Origin of the sequence: Neisseria lisongii (assembly GCF_028463985.1) — a bacterium.
In the GTDB taxonomy this organism is placed as follows: domain Bacteria; phylum Pseudomonadota; class Gammaproteobacteria; order Burkholderiales; family Neisseriaceae; genus Neisseria; species Neisseria lisongii.
Genome location: NZ_CP116766.1, coordinates 405,190 through 430,423, shown reverse-complemented (window position 1 = coordinate 430,423; position 25,234 = coordinate 405,190). Strand labels below are relative to the sequence as shown.

The 25,234-nt window shown below is 53.1% G+C and carries 20 protein-coding genes; 15 read left to right on the top strand and 5 right to left on the bottom strand.

All coding sequences use genetic code 11. The features are described 5' to 3' along the window. The first annotated feature begins 60 nt into the window (after positions 1-60). The 5 genes from PJU73_RS01915 to clpP all read left to right on the top strand — a co-directional run bounded on the left by PJU73_RS01915 (position 61) and on the right by clpP (position 7,878). On the top strand, positions 61-2,316 hold the full coding sequence (locus PJU73_RS01915) for a nitric-oxide reductase large subunit (RefSeq protein ID WP_237091168.1): 2,256 nt from the start codon (positions 61-63) through the stop codon (positions 2,314-2,316). A 268-nt stretch (positions 2,317-2,584) separates the two neighbouring features. Then, on the top strand, positions 2,585-5,002 hold the full coding sequence (locus PJU73_RS01910) for a DNA translocase FtsK (protein ID WP_237091167.1): 2,418 nt from the start codon (positions 2,585-2,587) through the stop codon (positions 5,000-5,002). A gap of 70 nt (positions 5,003-5,072) precedes the next feature. After that, positions 5,073-5,543 carry an acyl-CoA thioesterase gene (locus PJU73_RS01905; RefSeq protein WP_237091166.1) on the top strand — a complete coding sequence of 157 codons (471 nt, stop codon included), beginning with the start codon at positions 5,073-5,075 and terminating at the stop codon, positions 5,541-5,543. Positions 5,544-5,798: 255 nt separating this feature from the next. After that, positions 5,799-7,106, top strand: a complete 1,308-nt coding sequence (tig, locus tag PJU73_RS01900) for a trigger factor (RefSeq protein ID WP_237091165.1) — start codon at positions 5,799-5,801, stop codon at positions 7,104-7,106. Between the two features lie 148 nt (positions 7,107-7,254). After that, the gene (clpP, locus tag PJU73_RS01895) at positions 7,255-7,878 is read left to right on the top strand and encodes an ATP-dependent Clp endopeptidase proteolytic subunit ClpP (RefSeq protein ID WP_237091164.1); all 624 of its coding nucleotides are present in this window, start codon (positions 7,255-7,257) and stop codon (positions 7,876-7,878) included. 104 nt (positions 7,879-7,982) lie between these two features. On the opposite strand, the gene PJU73_RS01890 is transcribed toward clpP, so the two are convergent. Further along, the gene (locus tag PJU73_RS01890; protein WP_237091163.1) at positions 7,983-8,462 is read right to left on the bottom strand and encodes an FKBP-type peptidyl-prolyl cis-trans isomerase; all 480 of its coding nucleotides are present in this window, start codon (positions 8,460-8,462) and stop codon (positions 7,983-7,985) included. Between the two features lie 661 nt (positions 8,463-9,123). On the opposite strand from PJU73_RS01890, the gene PJU73_RS01885 reads away from it, so the two are divergent. Continuing rightward, a complete protein-coding gene (locus PJU73_RS01885; protein WP_237091162.1) occupies positions 9,124-9,414 on the top strand; it encodes a hypothetical protein in 291 nt (96 codons plus the stop codon). A gap of 91 nt (positions 9,415-9,505) precedes the next feature. Further along, positions 9,506-10,882, top strand: a complete 1,377-nt coding sequence (locus tag PJU73_RS01880) for an FAD-binding oxidoreductase (protein WP_237091161.1) — start codon at positions 9,506-9,508, stop codon at positions 10,880-10,882. 323 nt (positions 10,883-11,205) lie between these two features. Here PJU73_RS01880 and PJU73_RS01875 read toward each other — a convergent pair whose 3' ends face one another. After that, a complete protein-coding gene (locus PJU73_RS01875; RefSeq protein WP_237091160.1) occupies positions 11,206-11,982 on the bottom strand; it encodes a ferredoxin--NADP reductase in 777 nt (258 codons plus the stop codon). A gap of 230 nt (positions 11,983-12,212) precedes the next feature. Beyond that, positions 12,213-13,625 carry a threonine synthase gene (gene thrC / locus PJU73_RS01870; RefSeq protein WP_237091159.1) on the bottom strand — a complete coding sequence of 471 codons (1,413 nt, stop codon included), beginning with the start codon at positions 13,623-13,625 and terminating at the stop codon, positions 12,213-12,215. Positions 13,626-13,896: 271 nt separating this feature from the next. On the opposite strand from thrC, the gene PJU73_RS01865 reads away from it, so the two are divergent. The 8 genes from PJU73_RS01865 to pyrG all read left to right on the top strand — a co-directional run bounded on the left by PJU73_RS01865 (position 13,897) and on the right by pyrG (position 23,472). After that, entirely contained in the window at positions 13,897-15,198 is a 1,302-nt protein-coding gene (locus tag PJU73_RS01865; protein ID WP_237091158.1) for a replication-associated recombination protein A, read from the top strand. A 52-nt stretch (positions 15,199-15,250) separates the two neighbouring features. Then, entirely contained in the window at positions 15,251-16,555 is a 1,305-nt protein-coding gene (gene paeA / locus PJU73_RS01860) for a polyamine export protein PaeA (protein ID WP_237091157.1), read from the top strand. A 36-nt stretch (positions 16,556-16,591) separates the two neighbouring features. Next, positions 16,592-17,548, top strand: coding sequence for a glutathione synthase (gene gshB / locus PJU73_RS01855; protein ID WP_237091156.1), 957 nt, complete (start codon positions 16,592-16,594; stop codon positions 17,546-17,548). 25 nt (positions 17,549-17,573) lie between these two features. Beyond that, on the top strand, positions 17,574-17,978 hold the full coding sequence (locus PJU73_RS01850; protein WP_237091155.1) for a diacylglycerol kinase: 405 nt from the start codon (positions 17,574-17,576) through the stop codon (positions 17,976-17,978). 239 nt (positions 17,979-18,217) lie between these two features. After that, a complete protein-coding gene (locus tag PJU73_RS01845; RefSeq protein ID WP_237091154.1) occupies positions 18,218-18,688 on the top strand; it encodes a copper chaperone PCu(A)C in 471 nt (156 codons plus the stop codon). A gap of 156 nt (positions 18,689-18,844) precedes the next feature. Further along, positions 18,845-19,948 (top strand): tRNA 2-thiouridine(34) synthase MnmA, encoded by a 1,104-nt coding sequence (mnmA, locus tag PJU73_RS01840; protein WP_237091153.1) that lies wholly within the window; start codon positions 18,845-18,847, stop codon positions 19,946-19,948. A gap of 102 nt (positions 19,949-20,050) precedes the next feature. Next, positions 20,051-21,721: an AMP-binding protein gene (locus PJU73_RS01835; RefSeq protein ID WP_237091152.1), complete on the top strand. Its 1,671-nt coding sequence runs from the start codon at positions 20,051-20,053 to the stop codon at positions 21,719-21,721. Positions 21,722-21,837: 116 nt separating this feature from the next. Next, positions 21,838-23,472, top strand: a complete 1,635-nt coding sequence (pyrG, locus tag PJU73_RS01830) for a CTP synthase (protein WP_237091151.1) — start codon at positions 21,838-21,840, stop codon at positions 23,470-23,472. A 107-nt stretch (positions 23,473-23,579) separates the two neighbouring features. Here pyrG and scpB read toward each other — a convergent pair whose 3' ends face one another. Continuing rightward, positions 23,580-24,191, bottom strand: coding sequence for an SMC-Scp complex subunit ScpB (scpB, locus tag PJU73_RS01825; RefSeq protein ID WP_237091150.1), 612 nt, complete (start codon positions 24,189-24,191; stop codon positions 23,580-23,582). Continuing rightward, entirely contained in the window at positions 24,188-25,171 is a 984-nt protein-coding gene (gene ylqF / locus PJU73_RS01820) for a ribosome biogenesis GTPase YlqF (protein ID WP_237091149.1), read from the bottom strand. Before ylqF ends, scpB begins: the two co-directional genes overlap by 4 nt. Positions 25,172-25,234: the final 63 nt, after the last annotated feature.

Below are 25,234 nucleotides of genomic sequence, written 5' to 3'. Positions count from 1 at the left end.
TAACATTCATATTCAATGAATGAATAACCAACCACTTTTATTACCAAAAAGGAGTTCCAAATGGGACAGTATAAAAAGCTCTGGTATCTGCTTTTTGCAGTACTGGTAGTCTGCTTTACTATACTTGGCTATATGGGCAGCGAAATCTACAAAAAAGCGCCGCCTTATCCTGAAAAAGTCGTTACCGCTTCCGGCAAAGTTTTGATGACCAAAGACGATATTCTTGCCGGCCAGTCTGCATGGCAGACCACCGGCGGTATGGAAGTCGGCTCGATTCTCGGCCACGGTGCTTATCAAGCGCCGGACTGGACCGCCGACTGGCTACACCGCGAGCTGGAGGCATGGTTGAACATCACCGCCCAAGCCGAACACGGTAAAAACTTTGCTGATTTGAGCGAAACCGAACAATCCGTATTGAAAACCCGTCTGGCAGACGAATACCGCAAAAACAGCGCCGTTCAGGAAGACGGCAGCGTTGTGGTAAGCGACACCCGCATGAAAGCCATCGAAGCGATTATGCCTTACTATGACGGCGTGTACAGCAACGATCCGGCCTACCAAACGACGCGCGAACACTTTGCAATGAAAAACAACACATTGCCAAGCCCTGAAGCACGTCAAAAACTGTTCAACTTCTTCTTCTGGACTGCATGGTCTGCTTCTGCCAACCGTCCGGGCGAAACCTTTACCTACACCAACAACTGGCCGCACGAACCATTAATTAACAACGTGCCGACCACTGAAAACTACATCTGGTCGTTTACCAGCGTGGTATTGCTGCTGATGGGTATCGGCCTTTTGATGTGGGGTTATTCGTTCCTGACCAAACACGAAGAAGTGCAAACGCCGTCTGAAGACCCGATCAGCAAAATCGTTTTGACCCCTTCGCAAAAAGCCTTGGGTAAATACGTTTTCCTGACCGTAGCGCTGTTCTGCGTACAAGTATTGCTGGGCGGTCTGACCGCACACTATACCGTTGAAGGCCAAGGTTTCTACGGCATCGACACCGCTTTGGGCTTTGAAATGGCCGACTGGTTCCCATACGCCCTGACCCGCACATGGCACATCCAATCCGCCATTTTCTGGATTGCGACTGGCTTCCTGACTGCCGGTCTGTTCTTAGCACCGATTGTCAATGGCGGTAAAGACCCTAAATTCCAACGTGCCGGCGTGAATTTCCTGTATATCGCCCTCTTTATCGTGGTCGGCGGTTCATACGCAGGCAACTTCTTCGCCCTGACCCACATTCTGCCGCCTGAGCTGAACTTCTGGTTCGGCCACCAAGGTTACGAATATCTGGACTTGGGCCGCTTCTGGCAACTGCTGCTGATGGTCGGCCTGCTGCTGTGGCTGTTCCTGATGCTGCGCTGCACCGTTTCCGCCTTTAAAGAAAAAGGCACTGACAAAAACCTGCTCGCCATTTTCGTAGCCTCTATGGTCGGCGTGGGCGTATTCTACGCACCGGGTCTGTTCTACGGCGAAAAATCACCGATTGCCGTAATGGAATACTGGCGCTGGTGGGTGGTACACCTGTGGGTAGAAGGCTTCTTCGAAGTATTCGCCACCGCAGCATTTGCCTTCGTGTTCTACAACATGGGCTTTGTCCGCCGCAGCACCGCCACCGCTTCCACACTGGCTGCCGCTGCCATCTTCATGCTCGGCGGCGTACCGGGTACACTGCACCACCTCTACTTCACCGGTACCAGCTCCGCTTCTATGGCAATCGGTGCCTGCTTCTCTGCTTTGGAAGTTGTGCCTCTGGTATTGCTCGGCCGCGAAGCCTACGAACACTGGTCCTACCAAAATGCCGCCGCTTGGGCGAAACGTCTGCGCTGGCCGCTGATGTGCTTCGTTGCCGTAGCATTCTGGAACATGATCGGTGCCGGCGTATTCGGCTTCCTGATCAACCCGCCGATTTCCCTGTTCTACATCCAAGGCCTGAACACCTCTGCCGTTCACGCCCACGCAGCACTCTTCGGCGTATACGGTTTCTTGGCACTGGGCTTCGTCTTGCTGGTGGCCCGCTACCTGAAACCGGAAGCACAGTTTGACGACAAACTGATGACTTGGGGCTTCTGGCTGCTCAACGGCGGCTTGGTCGGCATGATCGCCATCAGCCTGCTGCCGGTCGGTGTCATCCAAGCAACCGCTTCGATTACCCACGGTCTGTGGTATGCCCGCAGCGAAGAATTTATGCAGATGGAAATTTTGGACACCCTGCGCTGGGTACGCACCGCAGCCGACTTAATCTTTATCGGTGGTGCATTCTGCGTCGCATGGCAAGCAACCAAAATCATCTTCAGCCGCAAAAAATAAACCCGAGGCCGTCTGAAAACGGCTGATTAAGAAAAGACTGGACGCTGCAAGGTGTTCAGTCTTTTTTTCCTTTCTTAGCCAACAATATTTTATAGCCGTAACTCAAACTACTTTTTCATATAAGGTCGAGAACCAACGCCGTAATACTTTTCAAGTGAATTCACGATACAACAAAGTAAACTGACGACAGCAGCAAGATTCAGCCAAAGCCTTTTCGATTCCTGTATAATGAACCGTTTTATTTCCGGCTTTCGAACGATTTTCCGCTATGGCTACCAAAAACGTTAAAAAAAATGCTGCTTCCGCTAAAAAACAGCCTGCCTCCGCCCGCAGTAAGTCCCTGCCGCAGAGCAAACTTTCGGTGAGTTTGAACGAGGCCAAGGCGCTGAAAAAAGAGGAACAGAAAAAAGCCCGGCCGGAGCATGTTGCCAATCTGCTTCACGATGCGTCATGGCTGTTCGGGCTGGTGGTAACGGTTTATCTGACTATTTCGCTGTTCAGCTTCGATATGGCTGATCCGGCGTGGTCGCGCAGCGTGTCGGCGGCGGGCGGGGTGCAAAACTTCGGCGGCCTCTTCGGTGCGTATCTCTCCGACATCGGCTATTATCTGTGCGGGATGTCGTTTTGGTGGCTGATTGCCGCTTCCTATATTTTTCTCTACAAGAATTTCCGCCCGCTGATGAAGCAGGAACACCGCAAGCCGTACAATCACGGTTTGGCGGCACTGGCTTTGCTGTTGCTGCTGGTCGGCAGCCCGATTGTGGAATATTTTGCACTCAATACTCTGTGGGCCGACAGCCTGCCGGTGGGTGCCGGCGGCGTGATTGGCGTGTTTGCGGGGGCGAAGCTGGAACAGTTTTTAGGCAAATCGGGTAGCCTGCTGATTATGGCGGCACTGGTTTTGCTGGCGGTGTCGCTGCTGACGCAGGTGTCGTGGCTGGAGCTGGCATCAGCTCTTTTAGGCCGTCTGAAAAACGGGTTCAACCGTCTGCAACAAACCTTTTCCACTCTGCGCCAACGCCGAAACGCAGCCGAAACCGTGCCGCTGAAAGACAGCAGCCGTCTCTTAAAAGAAACCAAAGACATCATCACCGCCGAGCCGGTGGCGGCGGTCGAGGGAAGCAGCAGTAACCGCAAAAAATCGCTGACGGTATCGGTTGCCGCTGCGCCTAAAGTCAATATGCCGTCTGAAAACCGGGTTCAGGCCGCAACCGGTGAATACCAAAAACCGAGCCTGTCGCTGCTGGCTGCACCCAGCGGCAAACCGGCCGAAATCGATCCGAAAGTTTTGGAAGCCACTGCCGAGCGCATCGAAACCAAACTCGCCGAGTTCGGTTTGAGCGTCCAAGTCGTTTCCGCCACCGCCGGTCCGACCATTACCCGTTTTGAAATCGAACCGGCAAAAGGTGTGAAAGGAAGCCAGATTGTGGCACTGGCCAAAGATTTGGCACGCACGATGTCGGTGCAGAGCATCCGCATTGTCGAGACCATCGCCGGTAAAAACACCATGGGCATCGAATTGCCCAACGAACACCGTCAAGAAGTCGGTTTGGGCGAATTATTGTCGTCCGAAGCCTTTACCCAATCCCGTTCCAAACTTGCCGTCGCTTTGGGCAAAGACATCACCGGCACCGCCGTTATCGGCGATTTGGCGAAAATGCCGCACCTGCTGGTTGCCGGTATGACCGGTTCGGGCAAATCCGTGGGGGTAAACGGCATGATTCTTTCCATGCTGTACAATGCCACGCCGGAAGAAGTCCGCTTTGTGATGATTGACCCGAAAATGCTCGAATTCAGCATTTACGAAGGCATTCCGCACCTGCTCTGTCCGGTGGTAACCGATATGCGGGAAGCGGGTCAGGCGCTGAACTGGTGCGTGGCGGAAATGGAAAAACGCTACCGTCTGCTGTCTCATGCGGGCGTACGCAATTTAGACGGTTTCAACCAAAAAGTGGTCGAAGCCAAAGCCGAGGGCAAACCGCTGCTCAATCCGTTCAGCCTCACGCCCGACAACCCCGAACCGCTGGAAAAACTGCCGCAGATTGTGGTGGTGATTGACGAATTGGCAGATTTGATGATGACCGAACGCAAAACCGTCGAGCAGCAAATCGTGCGGCTGGCGCAGAAATCTCGTGCCGCCGGTATCCACCTGATTATCGCCACCCAGCGCCCGAGCGTGGATGTGATTACCGGTCTGATTAAAAGCAATATCCCGACCCGCCTTGCCTTTACCGTAACCACGGCAATCGACAGCCGTACCATTATCGACCAAGCCGGTGCCAACGAACTGCTGAAATACGGCGACTGCCTGTTTTCCAGCCCCGGCTCGCCCGAACCGGTGCGCCTGCAGGGTGCATTCGTATCCGACGAAGAAACCCTCCAAATCGTGGAACACATCAAATCACAAGCTCCGACAAACTATATTGAGGGCCTGCTCAGCGGCGAAGCGGCGCTGGAATCGCAAAACATCGTCAGCCCCAATGCCGGTAGCGACGAATTATTCGATCAGGCGGTGGCTTTTGTCTTGGAAAGCCGCAAAACCTCGATTTCTGCGCTGCAACGCCAACTGCGTATCGGCTACAACCGTGCCGCCAATCTGATGGAAGCCTTGGAAAACGCCGGTGTCGTTACCCCGCCCGATTTAGGCGGCAACCGCAAAATCATCACGCAGAAAGATTTGCTGTAACATTTCCCGACCAATCGGAAGCCGTCTGAAAAGACGGTTTCTTCATTTAAAAATCAAAAGGAACATTCACATGACAACCATCAGCTGCACCCTGCCCTCACACGAACTGACCATGTCGGTTTTAATGATGCCCGACACCGCCAATTTCAGCGGCAACGTCCACGGCGGCGAAATCCTCCGCCTGCTCGACCAAGTCGCCTATGCCTGCGCCAGCAGCTACAGCGGCCACTACTGCGTTACCCTTTCCGTGGATAAAGTCGTCTTCAAAGAGCCGATTCACGTCGGCGAACTGGTTACGTTTTTCGCCAGCGTCAATTACACCGGCCGCAGCTCGATGGAAGTCGGCATCCGTGTTGAAGCGCAAAACATCAACACCCGGGAAGTGCGCCACACCAACAGCTGCTATTTCACCATGGTGGCAATGGAAAACGGCAAACCGACCCAAGTGCCGCCGCTGAACATCACCAGCAATATCCAACGCTGCCGCTACGAACGCGCCTTGCGCCGCAAAGAGGCCGCTCTGAACATCGAAAACCGATGACGAAAAAACGCCCGCATCCGCCTGTTATCCCGCAACCGGCGGATGCGGTTTTCAGACGGCCTTCCCCACACTGCCGAACTGATTTCCATCATTTAATTTGCCCCGCCATCTCGCCCACAACAGCAACATTGTGATATACTGCCCGACTGAATATTTCCCTTGCAGACGCAACGCCGTTTGTCCCGTTTTGAGAAAAACCGGTCTGCAACAGGGTTTCCCATCAAACCATTTGAAAAAACTTTTTAAGGGCTTACGATGAGCGTAACTGTAGAAACTTTAGAAAATCTGGAACGCAAAGTAATCGTGTCTCTGCCTTGGGCAAGCATCAACGCAGAAACCGACAAACGTTTAAAACAAACCCAACGCCGCGTCAAAATCGACGGTTTCCGCCCCGGCAAAGCACCATTGAAAATGGTGGCTTCCATGTATGGTGCCGGTGTACAAAACGATGTGATGAACGAATTGGTACAACGTGCCTTCTACGACATCGCCGTAAACGAAAAACTGAAAGTGGCCGGTTTCCCCCGCTTTGAAGCCGTTGAAGAGCAAAACGACGAAGCAAACTTCCAAATCGCTGCCATTTTTGAAGTATTCCCGGAAGTCGTAGTCGGCGATCTGTCTGCCCAAGAAGTAGAAAAAGTAACCGCTGCCGTGGGCGATGCCGAAGTGGATCAAACCGTAGAAATCCTGCGCAAACAACGCACCCGCTTCAACCATGTTGAACGTGCGGCGCAAAACGAAGACCGTGTCATCATCGACTTTGAAGGCAAAATCGACGGCGAAGCGTTTGCCGGCGGCTCTTCCAAAAACTACGCATTCGTATTGGGCGCAGGCCAAATGCTGCCTGAATTCGAAGCAGGCGTGGTCGGCTTGAAAGAAGGCGAAAGCAAAGACGTTCATGTCAACTTCCCTGAAGATTACCACGGCAAAGATGTTGCCGGTAAAACCGCCGTATTCACCATCACGCTGAACAACGTATCCGAGCCTACCCTGCCGGAAGTGGACGCAGATTTCGCCAAAGCCTTGGGCATTGAAGACGGCGACGTAGCCAAAATGCGTGAAGAAGTGAAGAAAAACGTCGGCCGCGAAGTTGAGCGCCGCACTCAAGACCAAACCAAAGAATCGGTAATGAACGCCCTGCTCAAAGCCGTTGAGCTGCAAGTTCCTGCCGCATTGGTGAATGAAGAAGCCCAACGTCTGGCCAACGACATGAAACAAAACTTTGCCAACCAAGGCATGGCCGACGCTGCCAATCTGGATCTGCCTTTGGATATGTTCAAAGAACAGGCCGAACGCCGTGTGGCATTGGGCTTGATTTTGGCAAAAGTGGTTGAAGAAAACAAACTCGAACCGACTGCCGAAGAAATCAAAGCCGTGGTTGCCAACTTTGCCGAAAGCTACGAAGACCCGCAAGAAGTGATTGATTGGTACTACGCTGACGAAAGCCGTTTGCAAGGCCCGACTTCTCTGGCTGTAGAAAGCAAAGTCGTTGATTTTGTTTTGAGCAAAGCCAAAGTTACCGAAAAAGCCCTGTCTTTTGACGAAGTAATGGGCGTAGCCTAAACGGCACACCGAGGCCGTCTGAAAATCAACCGGACAATTTTTGTTTGGCAAAAATCCGCCGGTTTTCAGACGGCCTGTTCCCGCACCAAAGCGCCTCCTGTCTGTCGGGGTGCTTTTTGCTTATGAAGTTCCCCCGAAAGGAAAACGCATGACTCCCGAAATCCAAAATTACCTGGTGCCGACCGTTATCGAACAAAGCGGACGAGGCGAACGGGCATTCGATATTTATTCCCGCCTGCTGAAAGAGCGCATCGTCTTTCTGGTCGGCCCGGTAACCGACGAATCTGCCAATCTGATTGTCGCCCAACTGCTGTTTTTGGAAAGCGAAAACCCTGATAAAGACATTTTCTTCTACATCAACTCGCCGGGCGGCTCGGTAACTGCCGGTATGTCGATTTACGACACCATGAATTTCATCAAGCCGAACGTATCGACCCTGTGTCTCGGCCAAGCCGCCAGCATGGGCGCATTCCTGCTCTCCGCCGGCGAAAAAGGCAAACGCTTCGCCCTGCCCAACAGCCGCATTATGATTCACCAGCCACTCATCAGCGGCGGACTTTCCGGTCAGGCTTCGGATATTGAAATCCACGCCAAAGAGTTGTTGAAAATCAAAGACAAACTCAACCGCCTGCTCGCCAAACACTGCGATCGGGACTTGGCCGATTTGGAACGGGACACCGACCGCGACAACTATATGTCTGCCGAAGAAGCCAAAGACTACGGCTTAGTGGATCAGGTTTTGGAAAGCCGTGCCGCCCTTGCCGCAGAGTAAGTTTTGATTGTTGGGACAACTTTCTATCTATCGAAAGACCCAATAAAATAAGCCGTCTGAAAATCCGATTTTCAGACGGCTTATCGTTCAAACAACAGCCAAAATCAATGATGATGACCGTGCGGACCGTGAACATGGCCGTGGGCGATTTCTTCTGCCGTTGCCTCACGCACTTCTTCAATCGTGGCTTTGAAACGCAGACGCATACCGGCCAGCGGGTGGTTGCCGTCCACAACGGCTTTGCCGTTTGCCACATCGGTTACACGGTAAATCACCACATCGCCGGTTTCCGGATCATCGGCTTCAAACATCATACCGGCTTCCACTTCCACCGGAAACACGTTCACATCTTCAATACGCACCAATTCAGGGTCTTGCTCGCCAAACGCATCGTCAGGCGACAAAGTTACATCCACGCTGTCGCCCACTTCTTTGCCGTGCAGCGCTTCTTCAACCAACGGGAAAATGCCGTCGTAGCCGCCGTGCAGGTAGGCAATCGGCTCTTCGGTTTTGTCCAGCAACTGATTATCTGCGTCAAACATTTCATAATGCAGCGTTACCACGCTATTTTTAGCAACAGCCATTTTATAATCCTTGTGTATTATTCTGAAAAATATAGCAAAAATATGGCGAAAATAAGAATGCCGCAACACGGTGTCTCTCTTACCTTGCCGTAAACCGTTTCCGCTCTCAGCGATAAATTCTTCCTGCTATGCTGCGCCATTCTACCATAAGCCCGCCCCAAAACCGAACATAGTAAACCTACTGCCGCCGAAATGTTGTAACGTACGACACAACCTTTACACAACTTCACAAAACCCGTTTTTCAGACGGCCTCTCGCCGCTGCAAGTAAATATTTATCAATTTTGCCGTTATCAGACAATTTTTTGTTGCTTTTTTACAACTTCATGATATTGCACAACAAAAAACTTAAGCGGCCTATTCAACAGCCGTTTATCGTTTCCTATTCCATACACAAAAATAACCGATTGATATTTATTCACTTTTGCAACAAGCGCCCTTTCCCTGTTACCGATATTTCCGCCCAAGCACCCTATCTGCCTGTTATTTTGAGGCATTTATCCGCCAAATTCCCGACTGCCTGACGCTTCGGGCGGTTGCATTCGCCAATTCAGTCGGGCATAATAGCAAAAATTCAGCAATGAATTTCATCATGTAGATTCCTCAGGCCGCTTGCGGCCGTTTTTTAGTGTTATTTAAATCGATTTAAAAGGTCTTAAAAAATGAAAAAATCACTGTTTGCTGCTGCTCTGTTGTCTTTGGCATTGGCTGCTTGTCACTCTGAACCTGCTCAAGAAGCTGCTGCTTCTGCTGCCTCTGCCGCCAGCGAAGCGATGGACGCTGCTGCTTCTGCTGCCAGCGAATCTATGGACGCTGCCGCTTCTGCTGCTAACGAAGCGATGGATGCCGCTGCTTCTGCAACTGAAGCTGCTGCTTCTGCTGCTACCGAAGCCATGGACGCTGCTGCTTCTGCCGTTGAAGGCGCTGCCAGCGAAGCCGAAGCTTCTAAATAATAGCAGTCTTTAAAAACTGATAAAAACGGGAAGTTTGCGCTTCCCGTTTTTATTATTTTCTTTTATCGTACATTCACTGACGATTGCCGCCATGCCTGCCGACCTGAACGCTTTCCATACCTTTTTAAAGCCGTCTGAAATCCTGTCTCTATCCGATGTCCAGCTTGCCGACCAGCGCCGCCGTTTTACCGCCGCACCCGATATGGTTTTGCAGCCGCATTCGGTAGAGAGCGTGCAAAAGATTATGCGCCACTGCTTCGAGCAGAAAATTCCTGTAACCCCGCAGGGCGGCAACACCGGATTGTGCGGGGCTGCCGTAGCGCAAGGCGGCGTGTTGCTGAATCTTTCCCGTCTCAACCGGATTCGGGAAGTCAATCTTGCCGACAACAGCATAACCGTGGAAGCCGGCTGCATTCTGCAACACGTTCAGGAAGCCGCCGACCGTGCCGACAGGCTGTTTCCGTTGAGTTTGGCCAGCGAGGGTTCGTGCCAAATCGGCGGCAACATCGCCTGCAACGCCGGCGGGCTAAACGTTTTACGCTATGGAAGTATGCGTGATCTGGTATTGGGCTTGGAAACCGTTTTTCCCGACGGCACGCTGGTTTCCCATCTGCACCCGCTGCACAAAAACACCACCGGCTACGATTTGCGCCATCTGTTTATCGGTAGCGAAGGCACGCTGGGCGTGATCACCGCCGCTACGCTGAAACTATTTGCCAAACCGCAAACCACCGCCACCGCATGGGTCGGTGTCGATAGTATTGACGATGCCGTCAGCCTGCTCACCGATGTTCAAACCCATTTTGCCGAACGCCTGTGCAGCTTTGAATTAATCAGCCGCTTCGCCCTGTCGCTCTCGTCCGGCTTTTTACAGGCCCAACAGCCGACTGATGCTGAATGGCATATTTTATTGGAACTGACCGACAGTCTGCCCGACAGCGGTTTGCACGATGCTTTGGCTGAATTTCTGTTTGAACACGGCCGTGAAAACTGCATCTTGGCGCAATCCGAACAGGAACGGCAAACATTATGGGCCTTGCGGGAAAACATTTCTGCCGCCCAGCGTGATTTGGGAACGAGCATCAAGCATGATATTGCCGTTCCCATCGGCGAAGTTGCCGGATTTGTCCATCATTGCGCCGCCGACTTGGTGCAGCAGTTTCCCGATATTAAAATCGTCTGCTTCGGCCATCTCGGCGACGGTAGCCTGCACTACAATACTTTTTTACCCAACATTGTCAGCAACGAAGTGTATGCCTACGAGGATGCCGTCAATCAAACCGTGTACCGCCAAGTGCTGAACCACCATGGCACAATCGCCGCCGAACACGGCATCGGCATGATTAAAAAACACTGGCTCAACGCCGTGCGCCACCCTGCCGAACTGAGCCTGATGCGTGCCGTCAAAGCCCATCTTGACCCGCACAATATAATGAATCCGGGCAAACTGCTGCCGGATTCTGAATAATCTTTTCTACATAAACCAAGCCGTCTGAAAACCTGATTTTCAGACGGCTTGGTTTTAGCTGTTATATATAGTAAATTAACCTAAAAAATATGACACCGCAGCGAGCCACCCTTCCCCTAGCCCCTTCCCGCCAGCGGGACGGGGAACAAAGTGCAGGTAAACCAACTTAGCTTGTTGCCCACCACATATTCCGACTGTTATTAGTTTGCCGATTTGTACAGAAAATTCGGTGTTTTAACTATATAATCTTCCCGTATAAACAAGCCGTCTGAAAACCTGATTTTCAGACGGCTTGTTCCACAATCAATCATGCAATAACCAAATTACTGATCCACAAATGCCCGTTCAATCAGATAATCGCCACGCTGGCCGGTTTTCGGTGAAGCGGTCAGACCGAAGCTGTCGAGAATGGCGGCAGTATCTTTGTTCATCGCCATGCTGCCGCACAGCATGGCACGGTCGTCTTGCGGGTTCATCGGCGGCAGGCCGATGTCTTCGAAGATTTTGCCGCTTTTGAGCAAATCGGTCAGACGGCCTTGGTGTTCGAACGGTTCGCGGGAAACCACGGGATAGTAAATCAGTTTGTCGCGCAGCAGTTCGCCCAAAAATTCGTGCTCCGGCAATTCTTTGGTGAAGCGGTCGTAATACGCCAAATCCTGTTTGTAGCGTACGCCGTGAACCAGAATCACTTTTTCAAACTGTTCATACACTTCAGGATCTTTGGTTACGCTCAAAAACGGAGCGATGCCGGTGCCGGTTGAGAGCAGATACAGGTGTTTGCCCGGATTAAGGTCGCCCAACACCAGCGTGCCGGTCGGTTTTTTGCTGACCAGAATATCGTCGCCGACTTTCAAATGCTGCAAACGGCTGGTCAGCGGGCCGTCTTGGACTTTAATCGAGAAAAATTCCAGATGTTCTTCCCAGTTGGCGCTGGCCACGCTGTAGGCACGCATCAGCGGTTTGCCGTCCACCATCAGGCCGATCATCACAAACTGGCCGTTTTCAAAACGCAGCGAGTCGTCTCGTGTGCAGGTAAAGGTAAAATAAGCGTCTGTCCAATGGTGGACGGACAACACTTTCTGGGTATTGAATGCTGCCATGTCGGTTTCCTGTCAGATAAAGGCCGTCTGAAAAGCCGGCCGCATAATAAATTAAACTGTCAAACTTCGTTTTCAGACGGCCTCGCCGCCCTGTTTGAATGCACACGCCGCACACGGCGGCTCTTAGAGTAAACGCACCATTCTAAACGAAAACGTTTATCATCACAACGCCCGCAGAACAGCCGGACGCTTCGGAATATGGATAAAAGCGCCGTATTCCGAAGCGTAGTTTATCCCTGCAAAGCAGTACGGATAATGGTTTTGACGGCTTCGGTATCGTTTTCGACAACCTGCACCCGCTGCGGTAGGTTTTCCAAACCCTCCAAACCCGCCGGACGGGGAACGGCCACGCTGCCAACCGCTTCGTGAATGGTTTGCTCGAATTTCGCCGCCAGTGCGGTTTCCAGACACACCACGGTTTCACCCGCTTCACGCACTTCCCGTGCCACTTTCACGCCGTCGGCGGTATGCGGATCAATCAGTTCGCCGTCTTGGGCATACACAGTTTTGATGGTTGCCAAACGGTCGGCGTGGGTAGATTTGCCGGAAACAAAGCCGTATTGCGTGCGCACTTTTTCCATTTCGCCGCCCAAATCAAAGCCTTTTCCGGAAGCCACGTCCGCCCACAAGGCTTGGATTTGCTGCGGATTGCGGCCGCTCAAATCAAATACGAAACGCTCGAAGTTGGAGGCTTTGGAAATGTCCATCGACGGGCTGGAGGTAACGTGGGTGTGTTCGGTGCTGCGGGGAAGATAGCGGCCGGTTTTGAAAAACTCGTCCAACACATCGTTTTCGTTGGTCGCCACAATCAGGCGGCGAACCGGCAAACCCATCTGGCGGGCGATGTGGCCGGCGCAGACATTGCCGAAGTTACCGCTCGGCACGCAGAAGCTGACTTGCTGGCTGTTGTTGTCGGTGGCACGGAAATAGCCGGCGAAATAATACACCACCTGCGCCACAATGCGTCCCCAGTTGATGGAATTGACCGTACCGATATGGTATTGCTGTTTGAAAGCGGCATCGTTCTGCACCGCTTTGACAATGTCTTGGCAATCGTCAAACATGCCTTTGACGGCGATGTTGTGGATGTTTTCATCTTGCAGGCTGAACATCTGAGCACGCTGGAAATCGCTCATTTTGCCTTCCGGCGAGAGCATAAACACATTCACGCCTTTTTTGCCCCGCAGCGCATATTCCGCCGCCGAACCGGTGTCGCCGCTGGTTGCGCCCAAAATATTGAGCTGCTTGCCCTCTTTGTTCAACACATATTCAAAAGCATTGCCGAGAAACTGCATCGCCATGTCTTTAAACGCCAGCGTCGGGCCGTTGGACAGGGCTTCGATTTTGATGCCGTCTGAAAGCGTGCGCACCGGCGTGATTTCCGGCGTACCGAAAGCGGCTTCGGTGTAAGTCCGCCCGATAATGTCCCGCAAATCTTCGCTCGGAATATCGGTGGCAAACAGGCTGATGATTTCAAACGCCAGTTCGGGATAGCTCAGGCTGCGCCATTGGTTCAAAGTATCGGCGCTGATTTGCGGATAATGTTCCGGCAACATCAGGCCGCCGTCGGGCGCAAGACCCATCAATAAAACTTCGCTGAACGATTTGGGTGCGGTTTCGCCCCGTGTGCTGATGTATTTCATATCGTTTCTTCTCTGAAAAGGGGAAAATATCGAAATGCCGGAAACCTTTTTTGCACTCGGCAAAGCGGCGGAAAAATAAAAAACTTCCGGCAATCAGGCCGTCTGAAAACCGGCATATTATAACCTAAGTGGGAATGTTTGCGTTATGGGTTATAATAGTAACAAATTTAAATTTGTTACCATCCGCAAGCCGTCTGAAAATCCGCCTGTCCGATTTTCAGACGGCCTGAACTTGCCGCCGCCCACCCCGATAAAGTGAACCCGACCGATCATGAGCGACTTATTTTCCCGCCAACCCGATGCCCCGCTAGCCGAACGCCTGCGGCCGCAGTCGCTGGACGACGTTATCGGCCAGCAGCACTTAATCGGCATCGGCAAACCGCTGCACACCGCCGTTGCCGGCGGCAAGCCGCATTCCATGTTGCTGTGGGGGCCGCCCGGTGTCGGCAAAACCACGCTGGCAAGAATCTTAGCACAGAGTTTTCATGCCCAGTTTCTACCCGTATCCGCCGTATTTTCCGGCGTGAAAGAAATCCGGGAAGCCATCAACAAAGCCGAAATCGCCCTGCAGCAGGGACGTGCCACCATTTTGTTTGTCGATGAAGTCCACCGTTTCAACAAATCCCAGCAGGACGCTTTTCTCCCCCATGTCGAAAGCGGCCTGCTGACCTTTATCGGTGCGACCACCGAAAACCCGTCGTTTGAAGTCAATCCCGCCCTGTTGAGCCGGGCGCAGGTTTATGTCTTGCAGCCTTTGGCCGAAGCCGATTTGCTGCGCCTGATTGAAAAAGCCCTGAAATTACCCGAATATCAAGGATTGACGGTCGATAACGAAGCGCAGCAACTGCTTGCCGCCACCGCCGACGGCGATGCCCGCCGCCTGCTCAACCTTCTCGAACAATTACTGCGTGCCGCCCAAACCGGCGGCGTGAATCAGATTGGTGCCGGTTTTCTCGCCGACAGTCTCGGCACGCAAATCCGCCGTTTCGACAAAGGCGGCGAAAGTTTCTACAACCAGATTTCGGCGCTGCACAAATCCGTACGCGGCTCGCACCCCAACGCCGCCCTGTATTGGTTTTGCCGTATGCTTGACGGCGGTGCCGACCCCCGCTATCTCGCCCGCCGCATCGTCCGCATGGCGTGGGAAGACATCGGGTTGGCCGACCCCCGTGCCTTGCAGCTTGCCAACGATGCCGCCGAAACCTACGAACGGCTCGGCAGCCCCGAAGGCGAACTGGCGCTGGCGCAGGCCGTGCTGTATCTTGCCGCCGCCGCCAAATCCAACGCCGGTTACAACGCCTACAACCAAATGCGCCGCTTTGTCGCAGAAAACGGCAGCCACGAAGTGCCGGTACACCTGCGCAATGCACCGACCAAGTTGATGAAAGAATTGGGCTACGGCAAAGCCTACCGCTACGCCCACGACGAACCCCACGCCTACGCCGCCGGCGAAACCTATATGCCCGACCACCTTCCCGAACCCGATTTCTACCGCCCCGTCAATCGGGGTTTGGAAATCAAAATCAGCGAAAAACTGGCATGGTTGAAACAATTAGACGAAGATGCCGTCTGAAAATGCAGTTTTCAGACGGCCTCGCCGCCCCGCAACCTGAAACCCGAGATTTATGAATATCTTAGAAGCCCTGATTTTATTGTGCGTACTGATTGTCATCAGCGCCTTTGTTTCCTGCTCCGAACTCGCCCTCGCCTCCGCCCGCAAAATCAAACTGCAGGTCATGGCGAAAGACGGCGATATCCGTGCCTTAGACGTATTGAACATGCAGCAGCAGCCCGGCAGCTTCATCACCATCGTACAAATCGGCTTGAACGCCGTCGCCATTTTGGCAGGTATTGTCGGCGAAGCGGCAGTGCGTCCCTATTTCGACAGCCTGCTCGCCCGCTTCGACCCGTGGGGCAGCACGCTGGCCTCGCTGCTCACCTTTGCGCTGGTAACCGGCAGCTTTATTCTAATTGCCGACCTGATGCCCAAACGCCTCGCCATCACCCACCCCGAAGCCGTCGCCGTCCGCATCGTACGGCCGATGATATTCCTGATTTTCCTGCTCAAACCCTTCGTCTGGTTTTTTGACGGGCTGGCCAACGCCCTCTTCAAAATCCTGCATATTTCCACCGTCCGCCAAGAACAGTTGACCTCGGAAGACATCTACGCCATGGTCGATGCCGGCGCACAGGCCGGTGTCTTGAAACAGCAGGAACACTACCTCATCGAAAACATCTTCGATATGCAGGAACGTACGGTAACCTCCACCATGAGTACCCGCGAATACATCGCCTATTTCGACAAAAACGACAGCAGCGAAACCGTTATCGAAGCCATGTCCGACAAACCGCACAGCAAATTCCTCGTCTGCGACGGCGACTTGGAACGGGTCATCGGCTACATCGAATCCCACACCCTGCTCACCCTGTTTCTTAAAGAAAAACACGTCCGCCTGACCGACAAACGGGTCTTGCGCAAATGCCTGTTTATCCCCGACACACTTTCACTTTACGACGTATTGGAAACCTTCAAAACCTCCGGCGAAGACTTTGCCGTCGTCATCAACGAATATGCACTGGTTGTCGGTGTCGTTACCCTCAAAGACGTGATGAGCATCGTGATGGGCGAACTGGTCAATACCGAAGAAGAACCGCAAATCATGCGCCGCACCGAAGACACTTGGCTGATCGACGGCGCCACCCCGCTGGAAGATGTCATGCGCGCCCTCGGCATCGAAGCCTTTCCCCACTCGGAAAACTACGAAACCATCGCCGGCTTTATGATGTATTCCCTGCGTAAAATTCCCAAACGCACCGATTTTCTGATTTACAATGGCTTCAAATTTGAAATCATCGACACCGAAAACCTGAAAATCGACCAACTGCTGGTTTCCCGACACCCGATGGAAACCGAGAAAAGCACACGCTAGAAGCCAAATTCAACTTATTAAAATAAAAGGACAATCATGAACATCCTGTTTATCGCCGATCCGATGGCGACTTTCAAAACCTACAAAGACACCACCTACGCCATGATGCGCGAAATGGCGGGGCGGGGTTGGAAACTGTTTCACACGTTGAGCGGCGAATTGTCGGTGCAGCAGGGGCAGGTTTGTGCGCAGGCGGCGGCGTTTGAGTTTATCGGTGCAAAAAACGACCACGACCATCACTGGTTTGCCGCCCAACCCGCTTTTCAGACGGCCTTGACCGATTTCGATGCGGTGATTATGCGCACCGATCCGCCGTTTGATATGCAGTATCTGTATGCCACCCAACTGCTGACCCTTGCCGAACAGCAAGGAGCGAAAGTGTATAACAGCGGGCAGGCGATGCGGGATTTCAACGAAAAACTGGCGATTTTAAACTTCAGCCGTTTTACTGCGCCGACACTGGTTACCACCCGTTCCGCCGACGTGCGCCGCTTTTTGCGGGAACACGGCGACATTATCGTCAAACCGCTGGACGGCATGGGCGGCATGGGCATTTTCCGCCTGACCGAGTCCGATCCGAATATCGGCAGCATTTTGGAAACGCTGATGAAACTCGACAGCCGCACCATTATGGCGCAGCGCTATATCCCCGAAATCGTTGACGGCGACAAACGCATTCTGATTATCGGCGGCGAAGTTGTGCCGTTTGCCTTGGCACGCATTCCGCAAAACGGCGAAACACGGGGCAATCTGGCGGCTGGCGGCAGAGGCGTGGCGCAGGAACTCAGCGACACCGACCGTGAAATCGCCGAAACCCTCGCCCCCGAACTCAAACGCCGAGGCATTCTGTTGGCGGGTTTGGACGTCATCGGCAAAAATCTGACCGAAGTCAATGTAACCAGCCCGACCGGTTTCCAAGAAATCATGAAACAAAAAGGTTTTGACGTTGCCGCCATGTTTGCCGATGCGGTGCAAAACCGGTCGGCACGCTGATTGTTCGCAACGGATTATTACCGCTATGAAACCCAACGACTACGCCCGACAAAAGAAAAGCAAAGGCGGCTTTGCCCGCATTATCAACGCATTCGGCTATTCGATAGACGGCCTCGCCGCTGCTTTCCGCCACGAAAGCGCCTTCCGACAGCTCGTTTGTCTGCACACCGTGTTAATCACGCTTTGCCTGCTGCTCGATTTCGGCCCGGCGACCCGCATTCTGCTGATTATGGCATCGTTTGTTTCGCTGATTACCGAATTGTTCAACACCGCCATCGAAGCCGCTGTGGACCATACTTCCACCGCCAAACACGAGTTGGCAAAGCGTGCCAAAGATGCAGGCTCGGCGGCGCAGCTGCTGGCGCTGGTGTTGCTGGGTATTGTGTGGCTGATTGCCTTGTGGCGGGATTACGGGCTGAATCTTTGGTAAGGCCGAAATCCTTATCCCGTCAGGCATTGCCGCATTTTCCGCCTGACCGCCGCAACGGAAAAACAAGGTTTTTGCAATAAACCGTTTGCCGATTTTCAGACGGCCTAGTAAACTACATCTTTCAAACTAATACCAAAGTATTATTCCGGAACGATAGCTTTAATCCGAAACACCGTTTTCAGACGGCATCCGGCCGCCAAACCAAGCCGGTTGCCATACCTTAATGTAAAGGAAAAGCCATGAAAAAACTGCTCACTACCCTCATCATCGCCGGTTTGTGCCACAGCGCAGCCGCAGCCGGTATCCACACCCACGACGCTTGGGCGCGTGCCACGGTTGAGGGCATGAAAATGGGCGGCGCATTCGTTGTCGTCCACAACGAAAAAAACACCGCCGACACCCTCACCGGCGCTGCTTCGCCGGTTGCCGAGCGTGTCGAAATCCACACCCACATCAACGACAACGGCGTAATGCGTATGCGTCAGGCCAAAGACGGCGTTGCCTTGCCGCCGAAAGCCTCCGTTGCTCTGAAACCGGGCGGCTACCACATTATGTTTATGGGTCTGAAAAAACCGCTGACCGCAGGCGACAAGTTTCCGGTTACGCTGAAATTCAAACACGACAAACCGCAAACCGTTACGTTTGAAGTGAAAAACGCACCGGCCCCAGCCGAACAGCACCATCATCACGGCGAAGCGCACCAGCATTAAACCACCCGCCATTCAATCGAAACGTGTGAACGACAGGCCGTCTGAAAACCGGATTTTCAGACGGCCTTGCCTGTTGCGGCATTCATTCCACGTTCCGCTCCATCTATGCTAAAATCCGCCTTTAAATGAAACAGTTTTTCCCCCATATCGGCATTTATGGCACACACACACACTCCCCAAAATATCATTGTCGGCCTTTCCGGCGGCGTAGATTCTTCGGTTACTGCGGCGCTGCTGCAGGCGCAAAACCACCATGTTCGCGGCGTTTTTATGCAAAACTGGGAAGACGACGACAACGATGAATATTGCAGCATCAAACAAGATTCGTTTGATGCGATTGCCGTTGCCGACATTCTCGGTATCGACATCGACATCGTCAATTTCGCCGCCCAATACAAAGACAATGTCTTTGCCTATTTCCTGAAAGAATACAGCGCCGGCCGCACGCCCAATCCTGATGTATTGTGCAATGCGGAAATCAAGTTCAAATGTTTTCTCGATTATGCAATCGAACAGGGCGCTGATGTGATTGCCACCGGACACTATGCCCGCAAGCTGGAAAAAGACGGCATTCATTACCTGCTCAAAGGTTTGGATGCCAATAAAGACCAAAGCTATTTCCTCTACCGCCTCAAACCGTTTCAGCTTGAGCGTGCCATTTTCCCGCTGGGCGGTTTGGAAAAACCCGAAGTGCGCCGCTTGGCGGAACAGTTCAAATTACCGACCGCAGCGAAAAAAGACAGCACCGGCATCTGCTTTATCGGCGAACGCCCGTTTCGTGAATTTCTGCAAAAATACCTGCCGACCAACAGCGGTAAAATGGTTACGCCGGAAGGCAAAACCGTCGGCGAACACGTCGGCTTGATGTTTTACACGCTGGGCCAGCGCAAAGGCTTGGGCATCGGCGGCGCAGGCGAACCGTGGTTTGTCGCTGCCAAAGATTTGGCGAAAAACGAGCTGATTGTGGTGCAGGGTCACGAACATCCGCTGCTCTACACCCGAAGTTTGATAATGAACGATTTGAGTTTTACCCTGCCCCAACGCCCGCAGGAAGGCCGCTATACCTGCAAAACCCGCTACCGTATGGCGGATGCCGCCTGCGAGCTGCGTTATCTTGACGATGAGACAATCGAGCTGGTTTTTGACGAACCGCAATGGGCGGTTACGCCGGGACAGTCTGCGGTATTGTACGACGGCGACATTTGCTTGGGCGGCGGCATTATTATGTCCACCGACAAACCGGTGATTATCACCGCCTGACTGATTCAGGCCGTCTGAAAAACGAATACAGCAGGTTTTCAGACGGCATTCCCAACCTCGGGCGAAACCGCCGCACGGTTTCCCGATTATTGAAAGCAACCCATGGAAAAACCTTGGCTTCAAAGCTACGAAACGGGCGTTGCCCATGAGATCGACCTCACCCGCTATCAATCCATCAGCGACGTGTTCAGCCAAAGTGCGCAAAAATTTGCCGCCAAACCGGCATTTCAAAATATGGGCAAAGTGCTGACCTATGCGGAAACCGCCAAACTGGCTACCGATTTCGCCTCTTATCTGCAAAACGTGTTGAAGCTGCCCCGAGGCGAGCGGGTGGCCGTGATGATGCCCAACCTGCTGCAATATCCGGTGGCGCTGTTCGGCATTCTTCAGGCGGGCATGATTGCGGTCAATACCAATCCGCTCTACACGCCCCGAGAGTTGGAACACCAGTTAAAAGACAGCGGTGCCACCACCATCGTTGTTTTGGAAAACTTCGCCAATACACTGGAATTGGTATTACCCCGCACGCACATCAAACACGTCATCATCGCTTCGGTCGGCGAAATGTTCGGCACGCTCAAAGGGGCGCTGATGAATTTCGTGATCCGCAAAATCAAAAAAATGGTGCCGGAATACCGAATCGGGCAAACGATTACCTTTAAAGAAGCCTTGAAAGCCGGTGCGGCACATACTTTTACGCCGGTCGGACTCAAGCGTGAAGACACCGCCCTGCTGCAATACACCGGCGGCACGACCGGCGTGGCAAAAGGTGCCGTTCTCAGCCACGGCAACATCATCGCCAATATGCTGCAGGCCGGCGAATGGATTAAAAACCGCCTCAAAGAAGGCGAAGAAACCGTGATCGGCGCATTGCCGCTGTATCATATTTTCGCCCTCACCGTAAACCTGATGATTTTCGCCAATTTCGGTTCGAAAATCCTGCTGATTACCAACCCCAGAGACATGAAAACCTTTCTCGGCGAGCTGAAAAAAGAACGGGTTACCATCTTTGTCGGGGTCAATACCCTGTTTAACGGCATGGCCAACCGCCCCGAGTTTGCCGAAATCGATTTCTCCGCCCTCAAACTGACTGTGGGCGGCGGCATGGCCACCCAAAAAGCCGTTGCCGAAAAATGGAAAAGAATCACCGGCACACCGATTGTCGAAGCCTACGGCCTCACCGAAGCCAGCCCCGGTGTGTGCTGCAATCCGCTGAACATCGACGCATACAGCGGAAGCATCGGCCTGCCCGTTCCCTCTACCGAAGTGATGCTGCGCAACGCCGACGGCTCGCCCGTGCCGCAAGGCCAGCCGGGTGAATTGTGGGTACGCGGCCCGCAGGTGATGCAGGGCTACTGGCAACGCCCCGAAGAAACCGCCAAAGCCATCGATGCCGAAGGCTGGCTGGAAACCGGTGATATTGCGGTGATGGACGAAAAAGGCTGGCTCAAACTGGTGGACCGCAAAAAAGATTTGATTGTCGTTTCCGGCTTTAATGTTTATCCGAACGAAATCGAAGAAGTGATTGCCCACAACGACAAAGTTTTGGAAGTCGCCTGTATCGGCGTTCCCGATGCCAAAACCGGCGAAGCACTGAAAGTATTCGTGGTGCGCAAAGACCCGTCGCTGACCGAAGCCGAACTGATTGCCTTCTGCCGCCAAGAGCTGACCGGCTACAAAGTGCCGAAAAATATCGAGTTCCGCAACGAATTGCCCAAATCCAATGTCGGCAAAATCCTCCGCCGGGAGCTGCGCCAAACCGCCGCTTCCTAAGCCCGAGGCCGTCTGAAAATGTGGTTCCCCCGTTTTCAGACGGCCTGTTTCACGCAACGTTGCCAGCAGGATTGCTTCAAGGTAAAATTACACATTCCAACATGGGTTTCCACATCATGACTAAATTTATTTTCGTAACCGGCGGCGTCGTTTCCTCATTGGGTAAAGGTATCGCCGCCGCTTCTATTGCCGCCATCCTCGAATCGCGCGGCCTGAGCGTAACCATGCTCAAGCTCGACCCCTATATCAACGTCGATCCGGGTACCATGAGTCCGTTTCAACACGGCGAAGTATTCGTAACCGACGACGGTGCCGAAACCGACCTCGACCTCGGCCACTACGAGCGTTTCATCAACTCAACCATGTACAAACGCAACAGCTTCAGCGCAGGTCAGGTTTATGAAAACGTAATCGCCAAAGAACGCCGAGGCGACTATCTGGGCGGCACAGTGCAAGTGATTCCGCACATCACCGACGAAATCAAACGCCGCATTCACGAAGGCGCAGCCGGATACGATGTCGCCATCGTCGAAATCGGCGGCACGGTCGGCGACATCGAATCATTGCCGTTTCTCGAAGCCATCCGCCAAATGCGCAGCCAACTGGGCCGCAACAACACCCTGTTTGCCCACTTGAGCTACGTTCCGTTTATCGCCGCCGCCGGCGAAATCAAAACCAAACCAACCCAACATTCGGTAAAAGAAATGCGCAGCATCGGCATTCAACCCGATGTCCTGATTTGCCGCATGGACCGCATCATGCCGGAAGACGAACGCCGCAAAATCGCCCTCTTCTGTAATGTGGAAGAGCGTGCCGTGGTCGGAAGCTATGATGCCGGAAGCATTTACGAAATCCCCGAAATGCTGCACAACCAAGGCATCGATGCCATCATCACCGAGCAGCTGCAATTAAACGTACAGCAGGCGGATTTGACTGCATGGAAAAAAATCGTCCATGCCATTCAAAATCCGAAACATACCGTTAAAATCGCCATGGTCGGCAAATACGTTGATTTGACCGAGTCCTACAAATCGCTGATCGAAGCCCTGAAACACGCCGGTATCCACACCGAAACCGATGTACAAATCAGCTTTATCGACAGCGAAGCCATCGAGAAAAACGGCGGCGATGTTTCCGTATTGCACGGCATGGATGCCATTTTGGTACCCGGCGGCTTCGGTTCACGAGGCGTAGAAGGCAAAATCGCCGCCGTACGTTACGCCCGTGAAAACAACGTCCCATACCTCGGCATCTGCCTCGGTATGCAGATTGCCCTGATTGAATACGCCCGTGATGTTGCCGGCCTGCCCAATGCCAACTCGACCGAATTCGACCTCAAATGCGCTTCACCGGTCGTTGCCCTGATTGACGAATGGCAAACTGCCGACGGTAGCGTCGAAACCCGTGACGAACACGCCGACTTGGGCGGCACCATGCGCTTGGGCGCACAAGATGTCGAACTCAAAGCAGACAGCCTCGCCGCCAAAATCTACGGCAACACCCACATCCGCGAACGCCACCGCCACCGCTACGAAGTCAATAACAACTTCGTACCCGCTTTAGAAGCAGCCGGTTTGGTCATCGGCGGCGTGTCCATGGGACGGGAACGTCTGGTCGAAACCATCGAACTGCCGCAACACCCATGGTTCTTCGCCTGCCAGTTCCATCCGGAATTTACTTCCAACCCACGCAAAGGCCACCCGCTGTTTACCGCTTTCGTCAAAGCAGCGTTAAACAACAAACAAGGCTGATAAGTTGAAAAAAAGCACTTGAAAAATTCAGGTGCTTTTTTATGGGATATTTATATAAAACAAGCCGTCTGAAAATGCGATTTTCAGACGGCTTGTTTGATTTCTGTTTAATGAATGGAAACTGTGGCTTGGGCTTCTTCGCTTAAGGCTTCGTCTTCTTCGCCGCTTGGGGCGGGTTCGATTAAATCGGGTAAGACGAGGTCGCCGAGTTCGGTCAGCGGGGGTAAGTCTTCCAGACTGTCCAGACGCAGGTCGGTCAGAAAGGCGGCGGTGGTTGCCCACAATGCGGGCTTGCCGACGCTGTCCCGTTGGCCGATGATTTCAATCCAGCCTCTGTCCTGCAGGGTCTGCATGATGTTTTGCGACACGGCAACGCCCCGTATGCTTTCGATGTCGCCCCGGGTTACGGGCTGTTGGTAGGCGATAATCGCCAAGGTTTCCATCACGGCTCGGGAATAACGGGGGGTACGCTGTTCCTGCAGGCTGCCCAAGCGTTCGAATGCGGCTTGGGCGATTTGGAAACGCCAGCCTTCATGGGTATGCACCAGTTGCAGCGCCCGATTGTGCCAACGCAGTTTGAGTTGTGCTAAAACATCAATCAGTTTGTCTTGCGACAGCGGCGGGCTGCATAATTCCCGCATGTTTTTTTCGCTGAGCGGTTCGGTCTGGGTCAGCAGCGCTGCTTCAATCAGGGCATCGGGAGTGAGTTTGTCGCTCATGGCTGCTCTCGGTTTTCGCTTGGCTGAAATTCGCTTTGTTCATTTTCAGACGGCCTCTGCCCTTTGCGTTCGAGCTTTCTGGCTTCCCGCAGGGCTTTGAGTTCGGCTTCTTTCTGGCGGGCTTTTTTCAGCCATGTTTCCCATTGGTTGGGGGTTTCCAGCGTGATGGCACCGATTTTGCCGTCCCGAAAATCGGTGAGGATGTTTTCGGAAATTTTTTGGTAGTCGATTCTGCCGCCGCTCAAAACGGCACCCCGTTTTTTGGCAATCCATTCCAGCCATTCGACATCGTTCCAATGGCTGGACGGGTCTTTGTCGGCTTGGTAGCGGTTTTGCAGCAGGGGGAGATAGTGGCGGCGCAGATAGTCGAGCAGTTCCAGCGCTACTTCTTCTTCGTCAAGCGCATTTCTGCCGACTGCGCCGGAGGCGGCGAGATTATAGCCGGACTCTTCAACGATGATTTTCGGCCACAGCATGCCGGGCGTGTCGTAGAGCCAGAAATCGTCTGCCAAAAACAGCCGCTGTTCGGCTTTGGTAATGCCCGGCTCGTTGCCGGTTTTGGCGGATTTTTTGCCGATCATGCCGTTAATCAGGGTGGACTTGCCGACATTGGGAATGCCGCAAATCAAGACCCGCAGCGGTTTGGCAATGCCGCTGCGGTTGGGCATCATATTGCGGCACGCTTGGGTGATTTTGGCGGTTGCGCCTTTTTCGGAAGAATCTAGGGCGATGGCACGGGTGTCTTCTTTATTATTGTAGTAATCGAGCCAGATTCGGGTGCGTTCTGGATCGGCCAAATCCTGTTTGTTTAAAATCTTCAGCTTGGGTTTGCCTTTGGAAAGCTGCGCCAGCAAAGGGTTTTCGCTGGAAGCGGGCAATCGTGCGTCCAGCATTTCGATGACCATATCCACGCTTTTGACACGTTCGGCAATGGCTTTTTTTGCCTTGTTCATGTGTCCGGGAAACCATTGAATTGCCATGTTTTCGTTTTATCCTGTTTATTTTTGCTTTGAGGCCGTCTGAAAAGTGCAAACAGGGCAAGC

Coding starts and splice junctions, on each gene's coding strand:
- scpB (WP_237091150.1), bottom strand. CDS start 24,191: ATGAGCGACAAACTCACTCCCGATGCCCTGATTGAAGCAGCGCTGCTG.
- paeA (WP_237091157.1), top strand. CDS start 15,251: ATGAATATCTTAGAAGCCCTGATTTTATTGTGCGTACTGATTGTCATC.
- PJU73_RS01835 (WP_237091152.1), top strand. CDS start 20,051: ATGGAAAAACCTTGGCTTCAAAGCTACGAAACGGGCGTTGCCCATGAG.
- PJU73_RS01875 (WP_237091160.1), bottom strand. CDS start 11,982: ATGGCAGCATTCAATACCCAGAAAGTGTTGTCCGTCCACCATTGGACA.
- mnmA (WP_237091153.1), top strand. CDS start 18,845: ATGGCACACACACACACTCCCCAAAATATCATTGTCGGCCTTTCCGGC.
- PJU73_RS01885 (WP_237091162.1), top strand. CDS start 9,124: ATGAAAAAATCACTGTTTGCTGCTGCTCTGTTGTCTTTGGCATTGGCT.
- thrC (WP_237091159.1), bottom strand. CDS start 13,625: ATGAAATACATCAGCACACGGGGCGAAACCGCACCCAAATCGTTCAGC.
- pyrG (WP_237091151.1), top strand. CDS start 21,838: ATGACTAAATTTATTTTCGTAACCGGCGGCGTCGTTTCCTCATTGGGT.
- PJU73_RS01850 (WP_237091155.1), top strand. CDS start 17,574: ATGAAACCCAACGACTACGCCCGACAAAAGAAAAGCAAAGGCGGCTTT.
- PJU73_RS01880 (WP_237091161.1), top strand. CDS start 9,506: ATGCCTGCCGACCTGAACGCTTTCCATACCTTTTTAAAGCCGTCTGAA.
- PJU73_RS01905 (WP_237091166.1), top strand. CDS start 5,073: ATGACAACCATCAGCTGCACCCTGCCCTCACACGAACTGACCATGTCG.
- PJU73_RS01910 (WP_237091167.1), top strand. CDS start 2,585: ATGGCTACCAAAAACGTTAAAAAAAATGCTGCTTCCGCTAAAAAACAG.
- PJU73_RS01845 (WP_237091154.1), top strand. CDS start 18,218: ATGAAAAAACTGCTCACTACCCTCATCATCGCCGGTTTGTGCCACAGC.
- ylqF (WP_237091149.1), bottom strand. CDS start 25,171: ATGGCAATTCAATGGTTTCCCGGACACATGAACAAGGCAAAAAAAGCC.
- PJU73_RS01890 (WP_237091163.1), bottom strand. CDS start 8,462: ATGGCTGTTGCTAAAAATAGCGTGGTAACGCTGCATTATGAAATGTTT.
- PJU73_RS01915 (WP_237091168.1), top strand. CDS start 61: ATGGGACAGTATAAAAAGCTCTGGTATCTGCTTTTTGCAGTACTGGTA.
- tig (WP_237091165.1), top strand. CDS start 5,799: ATGAGCGTAACTGTAGAAACTTTAGAAAATCTGGAACGCAAAGTAATC.
- clpP (WP_237091164.1), top strand. CDS start 7,255: ATGACTCCCGAAATCCAAAATTACCTGGTGCCGACCGTTATCGAACAA.
- PJU73_RS01865 (WP_237091158.1), top strand. CDS start 13,897: ATGAGCGACTTATTTTCCCGCCAACCCGATGCCCCGCTAGCCGAACGC.
- gshB (WP_237091156.1), top strand. CDS start 16,592: ATGAACATCCTGTTTATCGCCGATCCGATGGCGACTTTCAAAACCTAC.